The sequence below is a fragment of the Ruegeria sp. B1 genome (assembly GCF_056535885.1).
The window spans coordinates 3,970,888-3,988,260 of sequence record NZ_JBQFJA010000001.1; the positions used below are offsets into that span (position 1 = coordinate 3,970,888).

The 17,373-nt window shown below is 57.5% G+C and carries 22 protein-coding genes and 1 pseudogene; 11 read left to right on the forward strand and 12 right to left on the reverse strand.

Going from position 1 to position 17,373, the window contains the following annotated elements:
* The first annotated feature begins 140 nt into the window (after positions 1-140).
* Positions 141-1,018, forward strand: a pseudogene (gene yghU, locus ACR3ES_RS19680) (glutathione-dependent disulfide-bond oxidoreductase).
* Positions 1,019-1,082: 64 nt separating this feature from the next.
* Here yghU and ACR3ES_RS19685 read toward each other — a convergent pair.
* Together ACR3ES_RS19685 and ACR3ES_RS19690 are read right to left on the reverse strand one after the other, a co-directional pair.
* A complete protein-coding gene (locus tag ACR3ES_RS19685; protein WP_170429572.1) occupies positions 1,083-1,871 on the reverse strand; it encodes an SseB family protein in 789 nt (262 codons plus the stop codon).
* A complete protein-coding gene (locus ACR3ES_RS19690) occupies positions 1,864-2,451 on the reverse strand; it encodes a uracil-DNA glycosylase family protein (RefSeq protein WP_170429569.1) in 588 nt (195 codons plus the stop codon). Before ACR3ES_RS19690 ends, ACR3ES_RS19685 begins: the two co-directional genes overlap by 8 nt.
* 245 nt (positions 2,452-2,696) lie before the next feature.
* On the opposite strand from ACR3ES_RS19690, the gene ACR3ES_RS19695 reads away from it, so the two are divergent.
* Genes ACR3ES_RS19695 through ACR3ES_RS19710 form a run of 4 tightly spaced genes read left to right on the forward strand, consistent with a single transcriptional unit; the run spans position 2,697 to position 7,269 of the window.
* Complete coding sequence (locus ACR3ES_RS19695; RefSeq protein ID WP_170429566.1) at positions 2,697-3,356, forward strand: ATP-binding cassette domain-containing protein; 660 nt, start codon at positions 2,697-2,699, stop codon at positions 3,354-3,356.
* Positions 3,334-4,917, forward strand: coding sequence for a capsule biosynthesis protein (locus tag ACR3ES_RS19700; RefSeq protein ID WP_170429563.1), 1,584 nt, complete (start codon positions 3,334-3,336; stop codon positions 4,915-4,917). The genes ACR3ES_RS19695 and ACR3ES_RS19700 overlap by 23 nt, the downstream gene beginning before the upstream one ends.
* A gap of 6 nt (positions 4,918-4,923) precedes the next feature.
* Entirely contained in the window at positions 4,924-5,757 is an 834-nt protein-coding gene (kdsA, locus tag ACR3ES_RS19705) for a 3-deoxy-8-phosphooctulonate synthase (protein ID WP_170429561.1), read from the forward strand.
* Positions 5,758-5,772: 15 nt separating this feature from the next.
* Positions 5,773-7,269, forward strand: coding sequence for a phosphomannomutase/phosphoglucomutase (locus ACR3ES_RS19710; RefSeq protein ID WP_480424285.1), 1,497 nt, complete (start codon positions 5,773-5,775; stop codon positions 7,267-7,269).
* Between the two features lie 30 nt (positions 7,270-7,299).
* Here ACR3ES_RS19710 and ACR3ES_RS19715 read toward each other — a convergent pair whose 3' ends face one another.
* Positions 7,300-9,258 carry an AsmA family protein gene (locus ACR3ES_RS19715; protein ID WP_170429555.1) on the reverse strand — a complete coding sequence of 653 codons (1,959 nt, stop codon included), beginning with the start codon at positions 9,256-9,258 and terminating at the stop codon, positions 7,300-7,302.
* 95 nt (positions 9,259-9,353) lie between these two features.
* On the opposite strand from ACR3ES_RS19715, the gene rimO reads away from it, so the two are divergent.
* On the forward strand, positions 9,354-10,742 hold the full coding sequence (gene rimO / locus ACR3ES_RS19720) for a 30S ribosomal protein S12 methylthiotransferase RimO (protein WP_170429552.1): 1,389 nt from the start codon (positions 9,354-9,356) through the stop codon (positions 10,740-10,742).
* 25 nt (positions 10,743-10,767) lie between these two features.
* On the opposite strand, the gene ACR3ES_RS19725 is transcribed toward rimO, so the two are convergent.
* Both ACR3ES_RS19725 and ACR3ES_RS19730 read right to left on the reverse strand, forming a co-directional pair.
* The gene (locus ACR3ES_RS19725) at positions 10,768-11,124 is read right to left on the reverse strand and encodes a diacylglycerol kinase (RefSeq protein ID WP_170429549.1); all 357 of its coding nucleotides are present in this window, start codon (positions 11,122-11,124) and stop codon (positions 10,768-10,770) included.
* 139 nt (positions 11,125-11,263) lie between these two features.
* Positions 11,264-11,452 (reverse strand): hypothetical protein, encoded by a 189-nt coding sequence (locus tag ACR3ES_RS19730; RefSeq protein ID WP_170429547.1) that lies wholly within the window; start codon positions 11,450-11,452, stop codon positions 11,264-11,266.
* 229 nt (positions 11,453-11,681) lie between these two features.
* Here ACR3ES_RS19730 and ACR3ES_RS19735 point away from each other — a divergent pair, with 229 nt between their 5' ends.
* Positions 11,682-11,924, forward strand: coding sequence for a CDGSH iron-sulfur domain-containing protein (locus tag ACR3ES_RS19735; RefSeq protein ID WP_170429542.1), 243 nt, complete (start codon positions 11,682-11,684; stop codon positions 11,922-11,924).
* Here the strand turns inward: ACR3ES_RS19735 and ACR3ES_RS19740 are convergent.
* From ACR3ES_RS19740 to ACR3ES_RS19760, 5 genes are read right to left on the reverse strand one after another with little or no spacing between them, the layout of a single operon-like run.
* Positions 11,907-12,185, reverse strand: a complete 279-nt coding sequence (locus ACR3ES_RS19740; protein WP_170429540.1) for a DUF6455 family protein — start codon at positions 12,183-12,185, stop codon at positions 11,907-11,909. The two genes, ACR3ES_RS19735 and ACR3ES_RS19740, sit on opposite strands and share 18 nt — an antisense overlap.
* Positions 12,185-12,418: a hypothetical protein gene (locus ACR3ES_RS19745; RefSeq protein WP_170429538.1), complete on the reverse strand. Its 234-nt coding sequence runs from the start codon at positions 12,416-12,418 to the stop codon at positions 12,185-12,187. Before ACR3ES_RS19745 ends, ACR3ES_RS19740 begins: the two co-directional genes overlap by 1 nt.
* Before the next feature lie 14 nt (positions 12,419-12,432).
* Positions 12,433-12,708 (reverse strand): DUF6455 family protein, encoded by a 276-nt coding sequence (locus ACR3ES_RS19750; RefSeq protein WP_480493565.1) that lies wholly within the window; start codon positions 12,706-12,708, stop codon positions 12,433-12,435.
* Positions 12,709-12,753: 45 nt separating this feature from the next.
* The gene (locus ACR3ES_RS19755) at positions 12,754-13,122 is read right to left on the reverse strand and encodes a YigZ family protein (protein ID WP_170429532.1); all 369 of its coding nucleotides are present in this window, start codon (positions 13,120-13,122) and stop codon (positions 12,754-12,756) included.
* On the reverse strand, positions 13,119-13,826 hold the full coding sequence (locus ACR3ES_RS19760) for a M48 family metalloprotease (protein ID WP_170429529.1): 708 nt from the start codon (positions 13,824-13,826) through the stop codon (positions 13,119-13,121). Before ACR3ES_RS19760 ends, ACR3ES_RS19755 begins: the two co-directional genes overlap by 4 nt.
* Positions 13,827-13,947: 121 nt before the next feature.
* Here ACR3ES_RS19760 and ACR3ES_RS19765 point away from each other — a divergent pair, with 121 nt between their 5' ends.
* The 3 genes from ACR3ES_RS19765 (at position 13,948) to ACR3ES_RS19775 (ending at position 15,640) form a co-directional block, all read left to right on the forward strand.
* Positions 13,948-14,196: a hypothetical protein gene (locus tag ACR3ES_RS19765; RefSeq protein WP_170429768.1), complete on the forward strand. Its 249-nt coding sequence runs from the start codon at positions 13,948-13,950 to the stop codon at positions 14,194-14,196.
* A gap of 170 nt (positions 14,197-14,366) precedes the next feature.
* Positions 14,367-14,945 (forward strand): nitroreductase family protein, encoded by a 579-nt coding sequence (locus ACR3ES_RS19770; RefSeq protein ID WP_170429526.1) that lies wholly within the window; start codon positions 14,367-14,369, stop codon positions 14,943-14,945.
* Positions 14,942-15,640, forward strand: coding sequence for an EI24 domain-containing protein (locus tag ACR3ES_RS19775; protein WP_170429523.1), 699 nt, complete (start codon positions 14,942-14,944; stop codon positions 15,638-15,640). The genes ACR3ES_RS19770 and ACR3ES_RS19775 overlap by 4 nt, the downstream gene beginning before the upstream one ends.
* A 3-nt stretch (positions 15,641-15,643) precedes the next feature.
* On the opposite strand, the gene ACR3ES_RS19780 is transcribed toward ACR3ES_RS19775, so the two are convergent.
* Together ACR3ES_RS19780 and mce are read right to left on the reverse strand one after the other, a co-directional pair.
* Positions 15,644-15,919: a DUF1467 family protein gene (locus tag ACR3ES_RS19780; RefSeq protein WP_170429520.1), complete on the reverse strand. Its 276-nt coding sequence runs from the start codon at positions 15,917-15,919 to the stop codon at positions 15,644-15,646.
* A 21-nt stretch (positions 15,920-15,940) separates the two neighbouring features.
* Positions 15,941-16,345: a methylmalonyl-CoA epimerase gene (gene mce / locus ACR3ES_RS19785; protein ID WP_170429517.1), complete on the reverse strand. Its 405-nt coding sequence runs from the start codon at positions 16,343-16,345 to the stop codon at positions 15,941-15,943.
* Between the two features lie 136 nt (positions 16,346-16,481).
* Here mce and ACR3ES_RS19790 point away from each other — a divergent pair, with 136 nt between their 5' ends.
* Positions 16,482-17,198: a response regulator gene (locus tag ACR3ES_RS19790; protein ID WP_170429514.1), complete on the forward strand. Its 717-nt coding sequence runs from the start codon at positions 16,482-16,484 to the stop codon at positions 17,196-17,198.
* The last annotated feature ends 175 nt before the right edge of the window (positions 17,199-17,373 follow it).

Sequence of the window (17,373 nt, forward strand, 5' to 3'; positions counted from 1 at the left end):
CGTGGCACGAGAAAAAGTGAGGGGAATGCCCGTTTTATTACAGCGTCGCTTTGATAAACGGGGGGTGGACTCTGGAAACTGCAATATTAGCTGTAGCAAGATCGGGCGCGCGGCCCCGAAATCGGCAGGAAAGGCAAGAGATGAGCGATCAATCCACTTACACGCCCCCGAAAATCTGGACCTGGGACAGCGAAAGCGGGGGCAATTTGCCAACATCAACCGACCCATCGCCGGTGCCACCCACGACAAGGATTTGCCAATTGGACGCCATCCGATGCAGCTGTACTCGCTGGCCACGCCCAATGGGGTGAAAGTGACCATCATGCTCGAAGAGCTGCTGGCGCTCGGTCACGAAGGTGCCGAGTACAATGCCTGGCTGATCAACATTGGTGAAGGTGACCAGTTCAGCTCGGGATTTGTTGGGGCAAACCCGAATTCAAAGATCCCAGCCCTGTGGGACAGATCTGGCGAGGAACCGGTCCGCGTCTTTGAAAGCGGATCGATCCTATTTCATCTGGCTGAAAAGTTTGGTGCCTTCCTACCGAAATCCGGTCCAGAGCGCACGGAGGCCATGAACTGGGTGTTCTGGCAGATGGGCAGCGCGCCGTACCTGGGTGGAGGGTTCGGACATTTCTACGCATATGCGCCCGAAAAATGGGAGTACCCGATCAACCGGTTTGCCATGGAAACCAAACGGCAGTTGGACGTTCTGGATCGCGAACTGGCCGACAAGACCTATATCGCGGGCGAAGACTACACGATTGCCGATATGGCGATATGGCCATGGCACGGTCAACTCGTTCTGGGGCGCCTCTACAGCGCGGCAGAGTTTCTCGACGTCGAATCCTATAAGAACGTTATGCGTTGGGCCAAGGCCATTGATGCGCGCCCGGCGGTGCAACGCGGCCGCATGGTGAACCGGCCATTTGGCGAGCCGCACACACAACTGCACGAACGGCATGAGGCGAGCGATTTTGAGACCCGCACACAAGACAAGCTGGAAGCGGCGGCGGAATAGTTTAGGAAGCGACACGAACTCGCGCGGCGCGGGTCTGTCGCGTGAGCTTGCCTGAAAAGCGCTTCTATTTGAGTACCGGCGGCTTGTCCGGATCGCTCCCGGGAGCCGCACGCAGCGAAACAGCAGCTTCTGCCTGGGGCAAGTCGAAGCGCAGACCCGCTTTTTCCAGAAGGGCTGTGGTTGAATCGCTTGGCGCGAAGAACCCAACATCCATGGCACCTGCCTCGACACCGGAGAAGGTCAGCGCCTCGGAGGCAGCCTTGGCCAAAGCGGGTTCGGCGCCCTCAACTGCGCCAACAATACCCAAAAGATGGCCCATGGCACCGTCCTGTGACTTTGTGGCAACCAGAAACGCGGATTGCGCCAAACCAACAGCGGACGCCAGCTTGGCATCCAAAGCGGTCAACAGACTGTCCGGCAAGCCGGACGGTGGCAGGAACTCTGTCAGCCGCTCCTGCACCTCCTCAGGGCCGTGCTGAAGGGTATCTGCCAGCCACTCCAGCGCTTCGGCGGGGATCAGCATGGACGACGAAGCAACGTCCAGATTCAGGCCAAGCCCGATCCCCTGCCCGGCCAGCATGGATGACAAGACTCGTCCGGAAAGCGCCACGTATGGCACCGGGCGACCCGCAAATTGGGCCAGCCGATCCTCGCGATCAAACGCCAGGACAAAGCGCCCGTCGGCCACATCGAACAGCTCTGGCGAAATGTTCTCGTCCCGTGCTTCTTCGGTCAGCATCACAAACAGTTCGTTATCCGCCAGACGTTCAAAGAACTTCAACCTCGCATTGTCATCTTGCGAGGCGGCCTGCATCGCTGCATGGGCAGCATCCAGCGCCGTGGTTTCAGTCATTCAGTACCTCTTGGACCCTTGAGCGCAGAACCGGCAGCAGCTCGGCCTCGAACCATGGGTTTTTCTTCAGCCATGCCGTATTGCGCCATGACGGGTGAGGCAAGGCAAAGACCTGCGGCGCATGGTCCTGCCAGTTTCGAACGGTTTCAGTCACCGACCCACGGGTGCTCAGATGGTACTTGTGCGCATAACCTCCAACCAGAACGGTCAATGGCACCTCTCCCAACACCTGCATCACCTGATCATGCCAGGTCGTCCGGCAAATGGCGGGAGGCGGTAAATCCGCGTTTCGCGAGTCGTAGCCAGGAAAACAGAAAGCCATCGGCACGATAGAAACCCGTGCCCGGTCATAAAACACGGTCTGATCGATACCTAACCAGTCACGCAACCGATCTCCCGACGGATCCGTAAAGGGCTGACCGGAGTCGTGCACCCGCGCACCCGGCGCCTGCCCGGCGATCATGATCGGAGTTCCGGGTTGGAACCAAACCACCGGGCGTGGTTCGTGCGCCGTCGCCGTTTGTGCAAATTCGCGCGCGCACAAACGGCAAGAGGCGATTTCCCGGGCCAAACTATTCACCTGTTCACAACCCTTCCTGCATCCAAATCGGTCCGCATCTTTAGACAAAGATAATCATCCCACTTGTAAGTTCAAAACGACCGCTCCAGCGGCCCGAAAACACCAGCCGAAGCGGTCCGTTTCCGACGTGCATTGATCATTTGTTTCATAATTCGACATAATGTAGCCAATATGGGCCGATACAGACTACGTTTCATCGCCACCCAAACGAGCGACACACAAACGGACTGAGCAGCAGGCTGCGAATGCTTGAATTCGAGAATGTCAGCAAATCCTTCTGGACCGGGACGCGCCGCAAGGTGATTCTGGATCAGGTGTCGTTCCGTATTGAAATCGGCAAGTCCCTGGGCGTTCTGGCGCCAAATGGAACCGGAAAAACCACGTTAATCAACATGATGGCCGGGCTTGAGAAACCTGATGAAGGTGTCATCCGGCGGGAATGCCGGGTGTCGTTTCCGATGGGATTCACGGGTGGTGTGTCCAACAAGATGTCGGCGCTGGAAAACGCCCGCTACATCGCCAAGATCTACGGCATGGACCCGGACTATGTCGAAGCCTATTGCAACTGGCTGTGTGGCTTGGGCGAATACTTCAACCAGCCGCTTGCAACCTATTCTTCGGGGATGCGGGCGCGGTTTACCTTTTCTTTGATGCTGGCGCTGGACTTTGACATGTACCTGATCGACGAGGGCATGCCCGCGACAACGGATGTGGAGTTTAACAAGAAGGCGGGGTCCATCCTGCAGGAACGATTGCGCACCACAACATTGGTGATAGTGTCCCACAGCCCATCCACGCTCGAGAAGTTCGCGCAGCAAGCCGCAGTTCTGCTGGACGGGCAGCTGTACATGTTTGAAACCTTGGAAGAGGCAAAGCAGTTATATGACTACGAAACCCAAGGTTAAAAAGTACAACTGGCGTCGCGAACGGCAGGGTGAAGGGACGCCTGAAGCACGCGCCGATGCGATCGCGCGGATCCGCAGCGCGACGCAAGACACGGCCGCATCGGACGCCCCGCAACCCAGCACAGAATTGGATGACATCAAGCGTGAAGGGCTGACAGGGCGCCAGCTGCGCATCGCACGGCGGCTGGCACAAAAACAGGGATTGGCCGCGACCTCTGATTATGACGCCGTGCGGTTGTTGCGCAAAAAAGGCATCGACCCTTTCGAGCGCACCAATCTATTGGACCTTGCGACGGCAAAGCGGGAGGACAAAGACGCAGACAAACCATCCAAGGGCGAGGTCAAAATCCACTTGCCGGAGCCTGTTGAAGGCAAACAACCGAACCTGCCCGGCCCGGAACTGAGCCCGTCCGAGCGCCGCAATCTTGAGATTGGCCAGATTCAAAAAGACATTGCGCGCAGACGGCGGCGCAAACTCTTTGCGCTGTTTGCACGCCTGGCGGCCTTCGTGATGCTGCCGACCCTGATCGTCGGGTACTATTTCTATCGCGTTGCAACCCCGATGTACGCTAGTGATTCAGAGTTCCTGATCCTGCAGGCTGATGGCGGGCCGGGCGCAATTGGCGGACTGTTGGCAGGAACGCAATTTGCCACAACCCAGGATTCGATCTCGGTCCAGTCATTTCTGGAATCCAAAGAAGCGTTGCTGTTGCTGGACCGCGATGCTGGATTTTCGGATGTTTTCAAACAAGAGTGGATCGATCCCGTCCAAAGGCTGACCCCTGACGCCACTTTGGAAGATGCCTACAAGCTCTACAAACGCATGGTAACCATCGGATACGATCCAACCGAAGGCGTCATCCGAATGGAGGTTGCGGCCCCGGATGCCCAGACATCAACTGAATTTTCCGAGCGGCTCATCTCGTATGCCGAAGAGCGCGTGAATGCCCTGTCGGAAAAGAAACGCGCAGATCAAATGAGCGATGCCCTGCAGAGCTTTGAAACAGCACAGGAGTCGCGCCGGCAAGCGCAGGAAGATTTGATTGAATTGCAGCTTCAAGGGGCTGTGCTGGACCCGGAAAACGTAATTGCCAGCTTGCGCGGGCGCATCAACGAAATCGAGATTCTGCTGCAGGACAAAGAGCTTGAGCTGGCCGCGCTACAAGACAATCTACGGCCCAATCAGGCAAAGGTCGATGGCGTCAGCGGTGATATCGCCCGTCTGGAAACAGTGCTGGCGGACCTGAATGCCGAGATGCTGGACGCCTCGGCTGGCGAAAACTCGCTGGCCCGCCTAAGCGTGCGCATTCAGATGGCTCAGGCCGATCTGGTGGCACGCGATATGATGCTGCAAACCGCCATGCAGCATATGGAAACCACACGCACCGAGGCGAACCGTCAGGTGCGGTATTTGACGGTCTCGGTGAACCCTGTTCCAAGCCAGGAAGCCAGCTATCCGCGCAAGTTCGAAAATACGATTTTGGCTTTCCTGTTGTTTGCTGGTATCTACCTGATGATCTCGCTTACCGCGTCGGTCCTTCGTGAACAGGTATCCTCGTAAAGACCCATGAAACATGTAAAAATCGCCGACCTGACAGTTGGCAACGACCTTCCGCTGACCATCATCGCCGGCCCCTGCCAGCTTGAAACCGCAGATCACGCCCAGATGATCGCGGGCACAATGAAAGAGGCCTGCGATGCCGCAGGTGCGCAGTATGTTTTCAAGGCCTCGTATGACAAGGCCAACCGCACCTCATTGTCCGGCAAACGCGGCATGGGGATTGATGCGGGGTTGCAGGTTCTGGACGATATTCGCAAAACGATGGGCATTCCCGTTCTGTCCGATGTTCACACCGAGGCGCAATGCGCTGTTGCGGCTGAGGCGGTGGACGTCCTGCAGATCCCGGCGTTCTTGTGCCGCCAGACAGATATGCTGCTGGCTGCGGGTAACACAGGTGCCGTGATCAACGTCAAAAAGGGCCAGTTCCTGGCGCCGTGGGAGATGCCCAATATTATCTCCAAGATCGAAAGCACAGGAAACCGGAACATCCTGCTGACCGAACGCGGCACGACCTTTGGCTATAACACTCTGGTCGCAGATATGCGCTCGCTCCCACAAATGGCGCAGACAGGGTACCCGGTCGTGATGGATGCCACCCATTCGGTTCAACAGCCCGGCGGCCATGGCGGATCGTCCGGTGGTCAGCGCGAATTTGCGCCTGTGATGGCCCGTGCCGCGGTCGCCGTCGGCGCCGCCGCTGTGTTCATGGAGACGCATCAGGATCCGGACAACGCACCCTGCGACGGCCCAAACATGATCTACCTCGATCAGATGCCCCAACTTGTTGACACATTGATGCGCTTCGATGCGCTGGCCAAGACCAACCCGATTCAGATTTAACCATTGAGATTTGTTATGACCAAACCAATCCCCGAGGTGACCCCCAACACCTGGAGCTTTCTGCGCGACGCAATGATCAAACCCACAGGGTTTCGGGAATACGACGCGCGCTGGAAATACCCCGATGAGATCAATCTGCCGGGGATGACCGCCCTTGGGCTAGGGCTGGGCACGCAGATGCACAAGCGCGGCATCGCGCCGGTGATTGCAGTCGGCAACGACTATCGCGACTATTCTCTGTCCATCAAAAACGCGTTGATCCTGGGGCTGATGCAGGCCGGAATTCAGGTCAAGGATATCGGCCCCGCACTCAGCCCGATGGCGTATTTCGCGCAATTCCATCTGGACGTGCCTGCCGTGGCGATGGTGACTGCCAGCCACAATCCGAACGGATGGACCGGGGTCAAAATGGGGTTTGAGCGTCCATTGACCCACGGTCCGGATGAGATGGCGGAGCTGCGCGATATTGTCCTCAACGGTGAAGGGGTGGCCAGACCGGGCGGATCCTACACATTCGTCGAGGGTGTAAAAGAGGCCTATATCGAGGACCTTGTGGGCGATTTCAAAATGTCCCGCCCGCTGAAAATCGTCTGCGGCACTGGCAACGGCACCGCGTCCGCCTTTGCGCCTGAGATTTTTGAGCGCATCGGTGTCGTGGTTGTGCCCAGCCACAACCGGTTGGACTATACTTTTCCGAATTACAACCCGAACCCAGAAGCCATGGAAATGCTGCACGATATGGCCGCTTCAGTGAAGTCCAGCGGTGCCGATCTCGCACTTGGGTTTGATGGTGACGGCGACCGATGTGGCGTAGTCGACGACGAGGGCGAAGAGATATTTGCCGACAAGGTCGGTGTGATCATGGCCCGGGATCTGGCCAAGCTATACCCGGGATCGACCTTTGTCGCGGACGTGAAATCAACCGGCCTGTTTGCCAGTGACCCAGAGTTACAGGCCTTAGACGTCAAGGCCGACTACTGGAAAACCGGCCACAGCCATATGAAACGGCGCGTCAAGGAGATCGGGGCCCTCGCCGGGTTCGAGAAATCCGGTCACTACTTTCTGGCCGAACCGGTCGGGCGGGGTTACGACTGTGGCATGCGCGTCGCGGTGGAAATCTGCAAACTGATGGACCGCAACCCGGATCAGAGCATGTCGGATCTGCGCAAGGCGCTTCCCAAAACATGGTCCACACCCACGATGTCACCCTATGCCGCCGACACCGAGAAATATGACATCCTACAGCGGCTGGTGGACAAGTTGGTGGCCAAGGCCGAGGCTGGAGAGCGTTTCGCGGGCCGGTCGATCAAGGAGGTGGTTACCGTCAACGGGGCCCGAGTTATCTTGGACAATGGCAGTTGGGGCCTGGTCCGCGCGTCATCGAACACACCAAATCTGGTTGTCGTGTGTGAGAGTAGCGAAAGCGAGGAAGAGATGCGCGCGATATTCGCAGATATAGACGAAGTCATCCGGACTGAACCCGGCGTCGGTGACTACGACCAGACCATTTGAATTTCGGGCGAAGACGACCCCCGAATTCTCTCAATCGCCGCCGAACAGCTTTAGAAGCCCTTTCTTGGCCTCTTCCTCAAGCTTGTCCTTGAGCGCATCTTCGATTTGCTCACTGTCTGTGATCGTCGTGTTCAACTCACTACCGACCTTGTCCAGAACCTTTTGCTTGGCGTCCGTCTCAAGATCTTTGATTTTACCTTCCGCTGCTGCTTCGATAACTTTGGTCAGATCAGGCTTGATCGACGGGTCACTCCACGGACCGACAATCCGCACCGGTACAGAGATGCCCTGACCAGAGTTTGCCCGCAAGGCAACGGGTGTGAACAGATAGTCGATGCTCTGGCTGCCTATGTTGACTGTTCCCGTGCCATCGGCCCGAAAATTGTTCAGTAACATCAACAGGTCATTGTTGGTCAGAACACCTTGGTCGATGGTGAAACTGGCCGTCATGCTGTTGAACACCGTCGTGCCGCCGGACCCTGTCCCGCGTCCCATCAGGCGGTCCAGATCAAAGCCGGAAATCACACCCTTCCCGACGTCGATATTCCCTTTGCCACTGAGTGAGCGCATGATCTGATCTTCGGTTTGCCCCACGCCGAGAAACTCCAGTGCGCCTGATCCGGTGCCTGACAGCCGCTCAATGCCCCCCAATGCCGACAAGGCCTGCTGAATATCTATCCCCGACGCTTTCAGATTTCCTCCAACCGACAGGCCGTTGCGATTGTTCGCGACCACCTGACCGTTGAGTTGACCCGAAAATAGCGAGGCAGGATGCATCTCCAAGACCGCACGCGCGCGATCCAGGTTCAGTGTCAGATCACTTTGACCGAATTTCAGACCTGGAACTGCAATCGAATTGGCGGTGAGTCTGATCTTACCATTTGCAAGCGACAACGGGGACGCGTCGATCGGCGTTGTGGACCAGCCACCGCCTGCAGATTCCGGAACGCCCGAACCACCGGCAGACGCAGATGCCTCGCCCCCATTGAAGCTGGAAAGGTCCAGATCGCCGGTGTTCAGCCGAGCCGTGATCTGCGGCGGGTCCGAGATCACGATATCGGCCTCGCCAGCGAACTGGTTGTTATCCAGCTTGGCGGACATATCACGCAGAGAAACGCGCCCGTCCTTCGTATAGGTCATGTGTCCGGAAACACTTGCAACACGCCCCAAGCCCAGCGGCACACTCACCCCGGCCTGTCCAAACGCAGCCAGCATCTCTTCGGTGTTTGTTGTCACGACTTGTGTTTTACCATCCATTTCACCGGCCAGATTCACGCGCCCATCAAAACCGATCTCGCCTCCCGGTGCCTTCAACGCCAGGTCCAGCGGTGTCGCTGTTCCGGAGGAAAAGGCTGGCAAATCCGGGATTTTCAGGTCAACTTGCACCTCTCCGCCGGGAACAGGCATGCGCGCCTCCATCACCATCGGTGCGGTGACATCCGGCCAACTTGCCGACAAGACAACGTCTGCAAAATCCAGCTTGGTTGCGCCGTCTTCGATATAGATCAGCCGCGCATCAGTCAGCTCAAGACGATCCAACGTCACCGGCTTTGAATCTGTGGGTGCCGGCGCATTACCCCCACCTGCTGTTGATGGCGCACTGACGGGTACGCGCAGTTCCCAGTTGCCGCGCCCCTCTGACAGTTCCAGCCGCAACACGGGGTTATCGGCAAACACCCTCTTGATCCGCAGGTCTCCCGCAATCAAGGCCGCAGCATCGACGCCCACGGCAATGCTGTCCGCGCTCAGCATCGGTTCGGGTCCGGCCCATGGCGCATTTCCAAAGGTGACCGGCCCGGTTTCCATCCCCAGAACGGGCCAGAAGGACAAGTTTACATCCCCTGACAGCGTCAATTCTCGCCCGGTCTCTGCTCTGACCTGTTCCGCCAGAATTTCTGCAAGTTTGTCGCCGGGCATCAACAGCAATGCGCCGATAACCAACCCGAAAACCGCCACAACAATGAACAGGATGCGCAACAGCCATTTCATTTTCTGCTCTCCGCCTTTGGGCTTGTCTTGTGTTTTATCATTCAAATCGCGCGATGCATTTGCAAGGGGAAGTGTTCCCCACTATATGCCGCGCAATGACATCAAATCCGCCAAACCTTCGGCCCGATCTGGCCCCAGCCGCCCGGATCAGCGAGATGCCGAGTTCTGGCCAGCCCACCATAGGCATGGTCTCATTGGGCTGTCCCAAGGCTCTGGTCGACAGTGAACGCATTTTGACCCGGCTACGCGCTGAAGGATATGGCATATCACCCGATTACGCGGGTGCCGATGCCGTGATCGTGAATACCTGTGGGTTTCTGGACAGCGCCAAAGCGGAATCGCTGGACGCCATTGGCGAGGCTTTGGTTGAAAACGGCAAGGTCATTGTCACAGGCTGCCTAGGGGCTGAGCCCGACTATATTCGCGAGCATCATCCGCGTATTCTGGCCGTCACCGGCCCGCACCAGTACGAGCAGGTTTTGGATGCCGTGCACGCCGCCGTACCACCGGACCCGAACCCCTTTGTGGATTTGTTACCGGCCAGCAGCGTGCAACTGACGCCGCGCCACTACAGCTATCTCAAGATTTCAGAAGGCTGTAACCACAAGTGCAAATTCTGCATCATTCCCGATATGCGCGGCAAATTGGCCAGCCGCCCGGCTCATGCGATTCTGCGCGAAGCGGAAAAGCTGGTCGAAAACGGCGTGCGCGAGCTCTTGGTGATTTCTCAGGACACATCTGCATATGGCCTCGACCGCAGATATGATGTGAACCCTTGGAAAGATCGCGACGTGCGCAGCCATATCATCGATCTGGCGCGTGAACTGGGTGGAATGGAGGCCTGGGTGAGGCTGCACTATGTCTATCCCTACCCGCACGTGCGCGAGTTGATCCCGATGATGGCGGATGCGGGTAGCAACCTGTTGCCTTATCTGGACATTCCGTTTCAGCATGCCCACCCGGGCGTCCTGAAACGCATGGCGCGCCCTGCAGCTGCGGCAAAAACGCTGGAGGAGATCCATGCGTGGCGCGCGATCTGTCCAGATATCACTCTGAGGTCGACTTTCATCGTCGGGTACCCCGGAGAAACCGAAGCTGAGTTTCAGACCCTGTTGGACTGGATGGATGAAGCCCAACTGGATCGTGTTGGGTGCTTTCAATACGAAAACGTGGACGGCGCACGCTCGAATGACCTGCCCGACCACGTCCCTGCCGATGTCAAACAGGACCGCTGGGAGCGTTTCATGGAAAAGGCGCAGAACATTTCAGAAGCCAAGCTGCAAGCGAAGGTTGGGCAAACGATCGACGTTATCGTGGATGAGGTCGATGCCGAAGCTGCAACATGCCGCACAAAAGCTGACGCGCCTGAAATTGACGGGAATCTGTTCCTCGATGAAGGGTTCTCTGATCTCAAACCGGGTGACATCCTGACCGTATTGGTGGATGAAGCCGGTGAGTATGACCTTTGGGGCAAGCCCGTCTGATCGCAATCGGGTGACCCTGCCCCTTTCAGATCAGGTCAAACAACACCACACCCCATGCAATTGCGGCCGCGATGGCCGTCAACGCAACTGCCGCGCTGGCCGCGTCTTTGGCCTGACCAGCCAGTTCATGGTGATCAACGGATGTGTGGTCGACTGCACGCTCTATGGCCGTGTTGAAAAGCTCTGCCACCAGCACCAGAATCCCAAGCACAAGGATCAGCGCGCGCTCGGCAACACCGATTGGCAACCAAAACGCCAGCATGGCCGAAATCAGGTTGGCCCAAACCCACACCCGGAACGAGTACTCCGCTTTCCAGGTTGCTAGCACACCCTGCCAACTCCATCGGGTCCGGTCCTTGAGGCGGGAAAAGAAGTACAGCATCGATCCTCACGCTTACAGGTCTTGGTCCGTGCATCAGGATCGTTGTCCGGCACGAGACAGGCAAGAAAAAACCGCCCAACGGCGGCCTGGTTTGCGGACAGTGTGCAGGCGGTCCCCAACAGGACCGCCTGCTGAATTTTTACTGAGTAACCGGGTTACAGACAGTCTGGCCTGCTTCGGTTGTTGCCAGTTCATACCCGCCGGGGCAGCTGGGCGTACCGGACTTGTCATAGCTAGGCTGAACAAAAACCGGGGTCGGTTCTTCCTGCTGCGCACAGGCAGTCAGGATCAGCGCAAATGCGCCAACAGCAGCGAGTTTGAGTTTCATGTCCGTCAATCCTCTATTACTTTTCTGATATTGCCCAGTTTTTCGGGGCCGTACCCAGAATACGGCTTGCAGTTCATTCTGGCAACAGCATCGGCTGCAAGAGCGTGAAGGAAGGCGAAACCATGCCTGCGCCTCCTGTCTCAATCCCTGTGATAACGTGTCCCGCTACCCTTTTCCGCCCGTAGCCCTAAACTATTGCAACGACATCAGCCAAAGACGGAGTAGCCACATGTCAGACGCACCGATTATTGCCCAGACCTCACCCTTTCCGGTCGAAGTCGAGGAAGGAAAAAGCTACTTCTGGTGCGCGTGCGGTAAATCCAAACGACAACCTTTCTGCGATGGCTCGCACAAGGGAACCGGTCTGGAACCGGTAAAGTACACGGCGGAAGAGAGCAAAAAGGTGTTCTTTTGCGGCTGCAAGCATTCTTCGAAAACACCGCTATGTGACGGGTCACACGCGCGGCTTTAAACGCTCCGAAAGCGCATTCAGAGCGTCGGCGTTTGCGCAAAACTCCGGGGCTGATTCCGCCAGTTCATGCTGTAAGGCCAGCCAGGCCTGGCAGCGACCACTACAGTCGGATGCCCGGCAGCGCGTGACCAACTCGGCATAACCGTCCGGCGAAAGCTGGTCTTCGGCCATTGCATCGGTGAGCGAAACGCCCACGCACCGCGCGACAGATCGTGTCAGCCAGAAGTGTTTTTCGATATCTCCAAGAGGCACGTGCCGCATCAGCCTTCCTCCAATTGTCCAGTTTTCAGCACCGAAAATTGCGGCCGGGTCAGGCGGGTGTTGGGGGCATTGGCGATAGAATCGTGTTCTTTCAGCCGTTCCAGGCAGTCGCTGACCCGCTCCTGCGGGCTCAGGTGACCAGAGCGATGCGATAGGGCAGTATCAGCCCCGATCACCTGCATCATCCGTAGCACAGGCTGACGATGGGTTATGGCATCCCCTAAACGCGGCATGACATCCTCTCTGTCTATGGCATCAGCTTGTGAAGCAGGTCCTGATTGCGGCAATACTCCGGCGTTCGCTCTGCATGGGTTTCCCGAGCCATCAGGCTTTGACAATGAATGGGGTTTTGACAATCCGTACAATTGATCACGGCGTCGGAAATCTGATCGATCGTGACGTCCCCGCCAATGGCGGCGGCCTCAAGATCGACGTCGAGCATCCTTGCCATATCGTCAACCAATCCGGCGTGCAGTCGTAAGGTCTCTCGGCTGGGCATGCGGTGTCCTTTCCAGTGGCGCATTGGAAACAGAGTACCGCTTTGCAAAACGAAGGCCTTTGATACAGGTCAAGGCATAGCGCTGATCTGATCAAGGTAGGCGCGCGTGGCGTCCTGCACCCGGCGGAACCGGTCACCGCCCAGTTTTTTACCGCCGTACCAGCGGGTTACGATGATCACGTGGTTCCGGATGTTGGCCCGCTCCATCATGCGCAGGATTACCATTGCGGCCCCGCTTTCCCCGTCGTCGGCTTTCAGCGCGCCGGTCGGCAAGGTGGCTGCCCAGGTGTTGTGCGTGGCCTTTGCATAACTTTTGTCGGTCCTGAGGTGACTCAACACCGCGTCAATCTCGTCTCTTGTTTCGACCGGTGCGCCAGAGACCGCGTATCTGGAGCCCCGGTCCGTTAGGATAACACCCAGCCGCGTTACGGCCGTCATTCGGTCAGACCCAGAGATTTTGCCGTTTCAATAACGATCTGGACACGCTGTGCATTAGGCGGGTGCGATCCCAGAAACCTGTCGCCGGGGTCCGGAATGCGGTCAAAGAACTTGGCACCAACCAGCGGGTTGTATCCGGCCTTATAGGTGATAACGGTGCCCAACTGATCGGCCTCGAGTTCAAAGTCCTTCAAATAGGCCTGTACGCCAACCTTTGCTCCCAACTTCTGGGCCTCTTCGATTTCGGCATTGTCGGCACCTTGCAACCGGGCCAGATCGCCAAATCTCGCTGCGGTTGCGCTGGCATTCTCGCTTTGCCGGGCGATATGGCCCAGAAGATGGTGCGCCGCTTCGTGCCCCATGACAAACGCAAGTTCGTCGGGGTTTCGAGTGGATCGAATCATCGACCTTGTAAAGATGATTACCGGCTGCCCGTTTTCGTCCAGGGTCTGGAAGGCGTTGGCAGGCGCAGCCGGGTTCAGGTCAACCAGTATTCTGAAATCACAATTCTGCGGTCTGGTCCGACGCAGGCACTGGGCCTTGGCCTCGGTCCCGATTGCGCGGCTGACTTCGCGGAAAGTGTCGACGCTAACTTGTGTGTCCGCGGCGGACCCGTCCCAGTCTTCGGCGGGCTGCACGCGGAGCGTTTCCCGCTCGCAAGCCACCAGAAGCAGCGAAACCAGTAAGAAAATCAAACTGCGCATTTCGTTTCCTTTGGGCATGTCAAGCTGCGCCGCCAGCATAGCGCAGCCGATCCGGCGCGACCATACGCACTACGCCAATCAGCGGGTTGCAATGGCGATAATCGCCCTGCACTGTGTAGTTATGTTTTCTATTGAGCATGAATTCGACTCGACCGTCATTACTCTGGTGGATCAGGGCGCAAAACCGCTGCAAGAAGATGTTGTAATCAACAGTTTCGCGGAATGTGTGACCTTGGAACAGTTCGACCCGCGCACCGGGCAAGTTCAAAAAATCACCTTGTCCCCAGAACAGGTTCGCGATCTGGCGGCTGCGCTGGACTTGCCTGAAGGCGTTTATCAGATTCGCGAAACGCAGAATCACGAGTCGTAGCTAAGTATTCCTTTGCACTGCGTCGTTTCGGCTGTCGGTCACGCGATTGCCCGTATCTCATTGCATCTTAGATCCCAGAGTGGAATTGATCCACTTAGCACGTCTGGTGCCCTTGAAACCCGGACCTTGCCAACCAAAGTACAGACAGAGAATGTAAAGGGAGTTAACATATGCCTCTAAAGAACCCGGCCGCCTTGGATTTCTTGCAATCGCGCCGGTCCCGGCCCGCCAAGACGCTGGTTGAACCAACACCAACAAGAGACGAGTTGATACCTTTGCTGACAGCGGCGGCGCGCAGTCCCGATCACGGCAAAATGGAACCGTGGCGGTTTATCGTGCTGCAGAAAGGTGCCATGCAGCGCCTTTCGGAGCTGACCGAAGACTGCGGTCGAACCCTTGGCAAAAGCCCCGAAGAGATTGCCAAGGCCCGCGTCCAATTCGACATGGGGCTTCTGGCGGTTGCGGTGATCGAGGTTCAGAAACCGTCCGACAAGATTCCCGCAATCGAGCAAACCTATTCCGCAGGCGCCGTATGTCTGGCCTTGTTAAACGCGGCCCTTGCAGCGGGCTGGGGCGCCAATTGGCTGTCCGGCTGGCCCTCGCATGACCCCGGTTTTTGCAAAAAAGCGTTTGGACTTGCGGAAAACGAGCGCGTGGCCGGATTTATCCATATCGCAACCGAAGGTCGCACGCCGCCCGAACGCCCCCGCCCAGACATCTCAGCGCTGACCGAGTGGGTTTCCGAATGATCATTCTGAACGCCTTTTTCGCGGCGTTGGGCCAGATCGGGGACCCCAGATTTCGGGCGGTGTTGCTACGCGGCGTAGGTCTGACGATCATCTTTCTAGTCGTCGCATGCGCAGCCGCGATCTGGGTCATCAACAAGTTGTCGAGCAATGAGATTTCCCTGCCCTTTGTCGGCGCAGTACCGTGGCTGAACGATGTCCTGAACTATTCAGGTATCCTTGTTGTCCTGGTGCTGCCGGTTTTTTTGATGGTGCCCGTGGCTTCGGCCATCACCTCGATTTTTCTCGACGAGGTCGCCGAGGCAGTCGAGGACAGGCATTACCCCAGTCTGCCCACCGCCCCCAAGATCCCGTTTTCCGAGGCATTATGGGATGGTTTGAGCTTTTTGGGCGTCCTGATCGTGGCCAACATCCTGGCCTTGATCCTCTATGTCCTATTCACCCCTTTGGCGCCCTTTATCTTCTGGGCCATGAACGGATTTCTGCTGGGCCGGGAGTATTTTACTCTGGCCGCCATGCGCAGGCTGGGCCGAGACGGTGCGCGGCAACTTCGGGCCAAGCACTCAACGACCATTTGGGCCGCCGGTACGCTAATGGCCATTCCGTTGTCTATCCCTCTGGTGAATTTAATCATTCCGATCATTGGAGCGGCCACGTTCACACATATTTACCACGGCCTTGCCAGTGACCGACCGTGAAGGTCAGTCGCGAGGTTCGAGTTGATTCAACCAGTCAAAGTCCCGCACCGAGATCAAGCCCGACAGAATAATGCCGGCGATGATGGCCCACAACACCACGGTCACTCCGGTTGTAATCCACAGCTTTTTCTTCATGTGATGGACTTCAGGCGCACCCGCATGCGTGCCCGGAACAATGTCACCCAGATCACCTTGTGTCTTGATGCGAATGGGCAGAACCACAAGGAGCGTCAAAAACCAGATGACGGCAAACAGGACCAGGGCGGCGGTGATGGTCATTTCGGGTCCTCCGAGATTCGATTACACCTGTTCCAACTCGACAAGGCAGCCGTTGAAGTCCTTGGGGTGAAGAAACAGCACCGGTTTGCCATGGGCGCCGATCTTGGGCTCACCCGACCCCAGAACGCGGGCTCCCGTGGCTTTCAGATGATCGCGCGCTGCCAGGATATCGTCGACTTCGTAACACACATGATGGATGCCGCCCGCCGGGTTCTTTTCCAGAAACCCGTTGATGGGGCTGTCGTCGCCCAGAGGATACAGCAGTTCGATCTTGGTGTTGGGAAGTTCAATAAAGACAACGGTCACACCATGATCCGGCTCATCCTGAGGCGCGCCGACCTTGGCGCCCAGCGCACCACGGTACTGCTCGGACGCAGCCTCAAGATCCGGAACAGCGATGGCAACGTGGTTCAGGCGACCGATCATGGCAGTTTCCTTTCGTTCTGCGTTGCATGGGTTATGGGGGCAGTCCGGCCAAAGGACAAGTGCGCCAAATCGCCCGTTAACCCTGTGTTAGCCAGAAGCTCCTAGCGTAAGTCATCTGAGGAACAGGAGACCTGACATGGACGATTCGGACCCGTTCACCGCCGCCGCAATGCCTACGTCGAGGCGGCCCTTGCTGGGTCAGACCGTTCTGGTTGTCGAAGACAGCCGCTATGCCTGCGACGTGATACGCCTCATGTGTTTGACCAGCGGGGCGCGTATCCGGCGGGCGGATTGCCTGAAATCGGCGCGACGTCACTTACAAGTTTATCGCCCCTCGGTCATTCTGGTTGATATGGGCCTGCCGGACGGGTCCGGGGCCGATCTGATCGCTGATCTGGCGGATAGCAGCCCCCGCATCGGCGTCATTCTGGCGATGTCGGGTGACGATTGCAACAAGGCGGCGGCTGTCAATGCAGGGGCGGATGGCTTCCTATCAAAACCCTTAAAATCAATATCTTGTTTTCAGAAATCGATCCTGGAACTTCTACCAGCGGATCGGCGCCCCAGTGACCTTTATGCGATCCGGGACGAGGTCATCCGCCCCGATCCAATGGCCTATCAGGACGACATGGCCCATATCGCGGATGTGCTGACCGGTCCAAATGATGCGCGCACTTTGGACTATGCCGCCCAGTTTCTGAGCGGCGTCGCACGCGAGGCGGACGATATGGTTCTGGCAGAGGCGGCCCGGCGGCTTGCTGCCTCCCGCGCGCAGGGAACCCCGATCACGTCTCAGGCCGCTCAGGTCGCGGGCCTCGTCCAAAGCCGCCTGGAACAACGAAAGGCAATTTGAGATGATGTCAGCGTATTTCATCACCGCGTCCCTTTTGTGTGTTTGGATGTACCGTCAAACACGGCACGCAGCGCGTAGCATTCGTATGAAAAGCAGAACATATGGAAACCCGCTCGACTGACCCAGCGGTGCCAAACCCGCAAAGCCCGAGCCGATAACTCTGAACTGTGCCATT